The organism is Xanthomonas sp. LMG 12459 (assembly GCF_009192905.1).
In the GTDB taxonomy this organism is placed as follows: Bacteria; Pseudomonadota; Gammaproteobacteria; order Xanthomonadales; family Xanthomonadaceae; genus Xanthomonas_A; species Xanthomonas_A sontii.
In genome coordinates this window covers 98151-104697 of the sequence record NZ_NSGT01000032.1, presented here as the reverse complement: position 1 = coordinate 104697, position 6547 = coordinate 98151, and the positions used below count along the sequence as shown (strand labels likewise).

The window sequence follows — 6547 nt, the reverse complement described above, 5'->3', positions numbered from 1 at the left end:
CAAGGAACAGGCGCGCGAGCGCGTCTACGGCATGCCGTTCGCCGACTGGAAGGCACAGCACCAGGCCGAGGCCACACCTGAGCAACTGGCCGCCTTCGCCGAGGCGCAGCGCAAGCACGGCTAGCGATGCTGCGTTACACCGCGATCGCGGCGGCCATTCTCGCCGCGGCCTATGTACTGGTCTGTGCCTTGCTCTACCTGGGCCAGCGCGACCTGCTGTACTTCCCGCAGGGCACGCGGGTGGCACCGGCACAGACCGATTTCGCGCTGCGTCGCGGCGCGGACGTGGAGCTGCGCGGCTGGCAGGTCAATCCCGGTCGCGACAAGGTGCTGCTGTACTTCGGCGGCAATGCCGAGGATCTGCGTTTCGCACGCGCGCAGTTGCAGGCCGCCCTGCCCGACCACAGCCTCTACCTGCTCGCCTACCGTGGCTACGGCGCCAGCGACGGCAAGCCCAGCGAGAACGCACTGGTCGGCGACGCGATGGCGCTGTACGACCACGTCCGCGCCGCGCAGCCGCAGGCACAGATCGCGGTGCTGGGGCGCAGCCTGGGCAGCGGCGTGGCCAGCCAATTGGCGGCGCGTCGCGCCGTGGCGCGCCTGGTGCTGGTGACGCCGTTCGACAGCCTGGTGTCGGCGGCGCAGGCGCACTACCCGTGGGCGCCGGTGCGCTGGTTGCTGCGCGATCGCTACGACTCGGCGCGCGCCTTGCGCGCCTATCGCGGCCCACTGCTGATCCTGCGCGCCGGCCGCGATCAGGTGGTGCCGCCGGCCAGCACCGATGCCCTGCTCGAGGCCCTGCCGCAACGCCCGACCGTGGTCGTCTTCGCGCAGGCCGACCATAACGACATCAGCGACGATCCGGGCTACGTGCGGGCGCTGCAGGCGTTCTTGCGCTGAGGCGGCATCGCTCGGGCGGGGTACTCGAAAGGTACCCGGGAGTCGACTGTCATGCAGCCACGACGCGCGAAGTGGTGCGTGCTTCCGAAAGCGCAATGCGTCGGGACTGAAGTCCCTCCCACGGTGCATCCGGCGGGCTCGCCGCAAGTCCCTATCGGTTCCCACACGGGCACCGCACACAATGCTGCCTTGCCGTGGCTAATCGCCGCGACGCGGCTCGCCGGTCTCGACCGGCACGCCTTCCGGATTGAGCGTGCGGCTCTCGCGCCGTGGCGGCGTGAACGGAGTCGGGGTCGGCACCACTGGGGTGATGTTGCCGTACATCAGGCCCCTGCCAGCACGCACGTCGCCGGCGGCGATCTCCAGTTCCAGCCGCTCGGCATCGCGGCGGCGGATCTCGCGGGCGATGGAACGCGCCTCGCTCTCGTCCATGCCCAGTTCGATCAGCGCGGCCTGGCCGAATTCCACCGCCGATTCGAAGGTCTCGCGGATGTGGTAGTCGACGCCGGCGGCGATCAACTCCAGCGCGTGTTCGCGGTCGTAGGAGCGCACCAGCAGCTTGGCCTGCGGAAACTCGGTGGTAGCCAACTCGACGATGCGGTTGGCCGCCTCCCGGTCGTCGATGCACACCGCGATGGCGCGGGCGCTGTGCGCGCCGGAGGCGTGCAACACGTCCAGACGCGTGCCGTCGCCGTAGTAGATCTTGAAGCCGAACTTGGCCGCGCTCTGGATCATCTCGATGTCGTTGTCGATGATGGTCACGTCCACGTCGCGCGCCAGCAGCGACTGGCTGGCGACCTGGCCGAAGCGGCCGAAACCGATGATCAGCACGCTGCCGGTGAGGCCGTCGGCTGCATCCACGCCTTCCATCGACGGCGCCTCCACCGGTGCCCAGCGCCGGTACAGCAGCACGAACAGCGGCGTCAGCGCCATCGACAGCACCACGATGGCGGTCAGGTTGGCATTGATCTGCGCGTCGATGACGCCGGCAGCGCTGGCGGCGGCAAACAGCACGAAGGCGAACTCGCCGCCCTGCGCCATCAGCACGCCGCGATCCAGCGCCTGCGCATGGCCGCTGCCGGTGAGCCGCGCGACCAGGTAGATGCACGCGGCCTTGGCCGCCATGAAGGCAAGCACACCGCTGAGGATCAGCGTCCAGTTGGCCGCCACCACCGCCAGGTTCAGCGCCATGCCGACACCGAGGAAGAACAGCCCCAGCAGGATGCCGCGGAACGGTTCGATGTCGGCTTCGATCTGATGGCGGAAGGTCGATTCGGACAGCAGCACGCCGGCCAGGAACGCCCCCATCGCCATCGACAGCCCGCCGAGCTGCATCAGCAGCGCCGCGCCCAGCACCACCAGCAGGGCGGCCGCGGTCATCACCTCACGCGCCTTGGCGGCCGCCAGCAGCCGGAACAGCGGGTTGAGCAGCCAGCGCCCCGCCGCCAGCAGGCCGACGATCGCCGCGGCGCCGATACCGATGTCGATCCAGCGCGACGGCGCAGACGCGTCCGCCGGCACCGGCGCCATCCACGCCACTACCGCCAGCAGCGGCACGATCAACAGGTCTTCGAACAGCAGGATCGCGACGATCTTCTGCCCCGCCGGCAAGGCGATGTCGCCGCGCTCGCCGAGCAATTGCATCACCACCGCGGTGGAGGTCAGCACGAAGCCGGAGGCCGCGATGAAGGCCACCGGCAATGAAAAGCCGAAGGCCAGTCCGACCCCGGTCAGCACGCTCGCGCAGACGATGATCTGCGCGGTACCCAGGCCGAAGATCTGCTTGCGCAGGCTCCACAGGTGCGAGGGCCGCATTTCCAGGCCGATCACGAACAGGAACATGACCACGCCCAATTCGGCGACGTGCAGGATCGCCTGCGGATCGGAGAACCAGCCCAGGCCGAACGGCCCGATCGCCAGGCCGGCGGCGAGATAGCCGAGCACCGACCCCAGGCCGAGCCTGCGAAACACCGGCACCGCCACCACGGCCGCGCCGAGCAGCGCTACCACCTTGATCAATTCGCTGCTGTCGGCTGCACTGGTCATGCGCCGATTCTACGCACAAGGTCCGGACATCCCCATGGAGCGGACTGCGACATGAGACGCGGCGCACTGCGTGCTGCGCGCAAGGAACTTCTTGTGCGACATGCTAGCGGTCGCGCGCTGCGCGCCGCACCCTCACCCCAACCCCTCTCCCGACGGGAGAGGGGCTTGAGCGCGCACGGCGCTGCTTCCGCCATCGAGACCGCATCTCCCTTCTCCCACCGGGAGAAGGTGCCCCGAAGGGGCGGATGAGGGTACGGGTGCCGCTGCTTACAACGAAAGCCAGCGCAGCCTTGCATCGCGAGTCGCTTCGCGCCCCACCCTCACCCCAACCCCTCTCCCGCAGGGAGAGGGCTTGAGCGTGCGCGACGCTGCTTCAGCCACCGAGCCAGCACCTCCCTTCTCCCGTCGGGAGAAGGTGCCCCGCAGGGGCGGATGAGGGTACGAGTGCCGCCGCGAACAACGACAGCTAGTAGCAGCTAACCCTCAGCCCCACAGAACCGCGCGTAGTCGATATAGCCAGGGAACGGCCGCTCCGGCGCACACAAGGGACACTGCGGATCGGCGGACAGGCGGGTTTCGCGGAAGCGCATCGCCAGGGCATCGAAGTGCAGCAGGCGGCCGCGCAAAGGTTCGCCGATCTCCAGCAACAGCTTCAGCACCTCGTTGGCCTGCAGCAGGCCGACGATGCCGGGCAGCACGCCGAGCACGCCGGCGTCGGCACAGTTCGGTGCGAACTCCGGCGGCGGCGGCTCCGGGAACAGGCAGCGGTAGCATGGCGCCTGCCCGCGCCGACGGCCGGCATCGAACACGCTGACCTGGCCTTCGAAGCGCTGCACCGCGCCGTACACCAGCGGCTTGCCCAGCTTCACGCAGGCATCGTTGAGCAGGTAGCGCGCGGGAAAGTTGTCCGAGCCGTCCAGCACCACGTCCACGTCCTGCAGCAGCCGCTCGACGTTGTCCGCGGTGACCCGCTCGCGCACCGCCTCCACGCGCACGCCCGGGTTCAGCGCGCCCAGGCTCGCCGCGGCCGAGTCCACCTTGGCCTGGCCGATCCGCGCGTCGCCGTGCAGGATCTGCCGCTGCAAATTGCTGCGCTCGACCACGTCGTCGTCGGCGATACGCAAGTGCCCCACCCCGGCCGCGGCCAGGTAGAAACCGGCCGGCGAGCCCAGGCCGCCGGCACCGACCAGCAGCACGCGCGCGGCATGCAGCCGGCGCTGGCCCTCGACCCCGACTTCGGGCAGGCGCAGATGCCGCGAATAGCGGTCGAAGAAGTCTTCCTGCGCCGGTTCCAGCGTCGGTCGCTGCAACGGCAAGCCTTCGCGCTGCCAGCGCGTGGTGCCGCCCAGCACGGAAGCGACATGGGTGTAACCGGCCTGCTCCAGGAACAATGCGGTGTCGTGCGAGCGCTTGCCGCTCTGGCAAATCAGCAGCACCTCGGTCTCGGCGCCAAGATAGGCAGCCGGGTCGGCCTGCAACTGCGCGCGGGCCACGCCCTGCGCGCCCTCGGCCATGCCGGTGACGCGCTCGTGCTCCTCGCGGATGTCGATCAGGCGCGCGCCCTGCGCCTGCCGCGCCTGCGCCTGTGCCGGGGTCAGTTCTCGAATGCCCATGCGCGCATTATCGGCGCAAACCGGTTCCGCGTCCGCTGTCGACGGCGCGGCTGAAGGAACCTCGCGACGCGCTTGCCCGGGAACGCCCCGTCCCGCTGAAACCATTCCCACAGGCATCCTGTATCCGGCTTGATGATGTTGGATGCAGCTGCTTAGGGGGTGCCCTCAGTACGGCACCACCTCGACCACGTCGCCGGCCTGGAACTGGCGCGCGCCCTCCTCCAGCCGCAGCAGCACGTCGCTGTCGGCGGCGCCGCGCAGGCGATGCGAGCCGTCCGCGGGATTCGGCTCCGCCCACAACTGGCCGTGGGCGTCGCAGCGCATGCGCCCGCGCAGAAACTCCAGCCGGTCGTGGCGTTTGTCCCAGCCGGCCGCCAGCCGGGCGCGCCAGGCCCGATGCGGCTCGCTGCGCCGCTGCAGCGCATCCAGCAACGGTCGCCCGATCGCCAGGAAGGTCGCCAGCACCGACACCGGATTGCCCGGGAGACCCAGGAACAGGGCGCGGTCCCACTCGCCGAACAGCAGCGGCATCCCCGGGCGCATGCGCACCTTCCAGAACAGGATGCGGCCGTGCTCGGCCAGCAGCCGCGGCAGGTAGTCCTTCTCGCCGGCAGAGACACCGCCGCAGGTCAGCACCACGTCGAACGCCGAGGCGGCGTCGGCGAGCATGGCCTGGATGCGCTGCGGATCGTCCGGCAGGGTCGGCCACGCGGTCGGCGCCAGGCCGAGCAGGCGCAGTTGCGCCATCAACATGTCGCGGTTGCTGTTGTAGATCTGCCCCGGCTGCAACGGCAGGCCCGGCTCGACCAGTTCGTCGCCGGTGGCGAACACCGCCACGGTCGGCCGCGCCGCCACCATCAGCTGGTCCACGCCCAAGGCCGCGGCCAGGCCGATGCGCGAAGGCGTCAACAGCATGCCGGCCTCGAGCACACGCTCGCCGGCGCGCACGTCTTCGCCACGCGACCGCACATGCGCGCCAGCGGCGAGCCCGTCCGGCACCTGCACGAGGCCATCGCGCTCGTGCACGTTCTCCTTGATGACCACCGTATCGGACCCGGCCGGCAGTGGCGCGCCGGTCGTGACCCGCAGGCATTCGCCGGGCGCGAGCGCCTGGTGCCGATCGGCGCCGGCGAACTGCTCGCCGGCCAGCCGCAAGTCGGTCGCCGCCCCCGGGGTCAGATCGGCATGGCGCAGCGCGAAGCCATCCATCGCGCTGTTGGCGAACGGCGGCAGGTCGATCGGCGCATCCAGCGGCTCCAGCAGGATGCGGCCATCGGCACGCGACGCTGCAAGGCGCTCGCTGTTGACGGGACGGGCACGCGCCGCGGCGGCGACGATCGCCAGCGCGTCGGTGTAGGCGATCCGGGAGGGATAGTCGGTCATGGTGGCGGCAGGATACCCGCTGCAGCCAGGTCCTGCGGCGTGTTCAGATTACCCAGCACGATTTCCGGCAGCGGCACCGGCCGCATTCGCAGGCGCTGCTGCAAGGCGCGCGGCGCGTAGCGGGCGGCTGTCAGCGCCTCCTCCAGCGCCGGGCGCAGCGCGGCCAATCGGTACAGTGCCACCAGCGGCTGCGCGCCGGCGGCATCCTCGAGCCAGGCGCCATCGCACTCCTCAGCGGCTGCGGCCAGCACCGCAGGCAGATCACGCGGCAACACGCAGATATCGACCGGCACGGTCAGAAGCCAGGGCGTGGCACAGGCGGCGGCAAGCGCGTCCAGCCCGGCGATCGGCCCCAAGGAACGTTCCGCCCCGGCTGGTGCCGCGACGCGGTCCGGCACGGCCTGCAGGCCGATGGCGGCATAGCGCGGCAAGCTGCGGTTGGCGCTGACCAGCACTTGGGCGACCTGAGGCGCCAGCGCCTGCACCAGCCATTGCACCTGCGCCTGCCCGTCGCGCTGTAGCCAGGCCTTGTCGCATCCGCCCAGGCGCTGCGCGAAGCCGCCGGCGAGAATGCCGAGGGTGATCGCGCGCCGCGTATCCATCGT

6 protein-coding genes are annotated in these 6547 nt (G+C 70.4%); 2 read left to right on the top strand and 4 right to left on the bottom strand.

Translation table 11 applies throughout. The features are described 5' to 3' along the window. Both CEK65_RS08505 and CEK65_RS08500 read left to right on the top strand, forming a co-directional pair. The coding region (locus CEK65_RS08505) for a DUF1244 domain-containing protein (protein ID WP_148829871.1) at window positions 1-124 on the top strand (124 nt) is incomplete at its 5' end. 2 nt (window positions 125-126) lie between these two features. Continuing rightward, the gene (locus CEK65_RS08500; protein ID WP_152181418.1) at window positions 127-900 is read left to right on the top strand and encodes an alpha/beta fold hydrolase; all 774 of its coding nucleotides are present in this window, start codon (window positions 127-129) and stop codon (window positions 898-900) included. Window positions 901-1098: 198 nt separating this feature from the next. Here CEK65_RS08500 and CEK65_RS08495 read toward each other — a convergent pair whose 3' ends face one another. From CEK65_RS08495 to CEK65_RS08480, 4 genes are all read right to left on the bottom strand, one after another. Next, window positions 1099-2946, bottom strand: coding sequence for a monovalent cation:proton antiporter-2 (CPA2) family protein (locus CEK65_RS08495; protein ID WP_152181417.1), 1848 nt, complete (start codon window positions 2944-2946; stop codon window positions 1099-1101). Window positions 2947-3422: 476 nt separating this feature from the next. After that, the gene (moeB, locus tag CEK65_RS08490; protein WP_152181416.1) at window positions 3423-4559 is read right to left on the bottom strand and encodes a molybdopterin-synthase adenylyltransferase MoeB; all 1137 of its coding nucleotides are present in this window, start codon (window positions 4557-4559) and stop codon (window positions 3423-3425) included. Window positions 4560-4724: 165 nt separating this feature from the next. Beyond that, window positions 4725-5942, bottom strand: coding sequence for a gephyrin-like molybdotransferase Glp (gene glp / locus CEK65_RS08485; protein ID WP_152181415.1), 1218 nt, complete (start codon window positions 5940-5942; stop codon window positions 4725-4727). Continuing rightward, window positions 5939-6544: an NTP transferase domain-containing protein gene (locus CEK65_RS08480; RefSeq protein WP_152181414.1), complete on the bottom strand. Its 606-nt coding sequence runs from the start codon at window positions 6542-6544 to the stop codon at window positions 5939-5941. Before CEK65_RS08480 ends, glp begins: the two co-directional genes overlap by 4 nt. Window positions 6545-6547 lie beyond the last annotated feature (3 nt).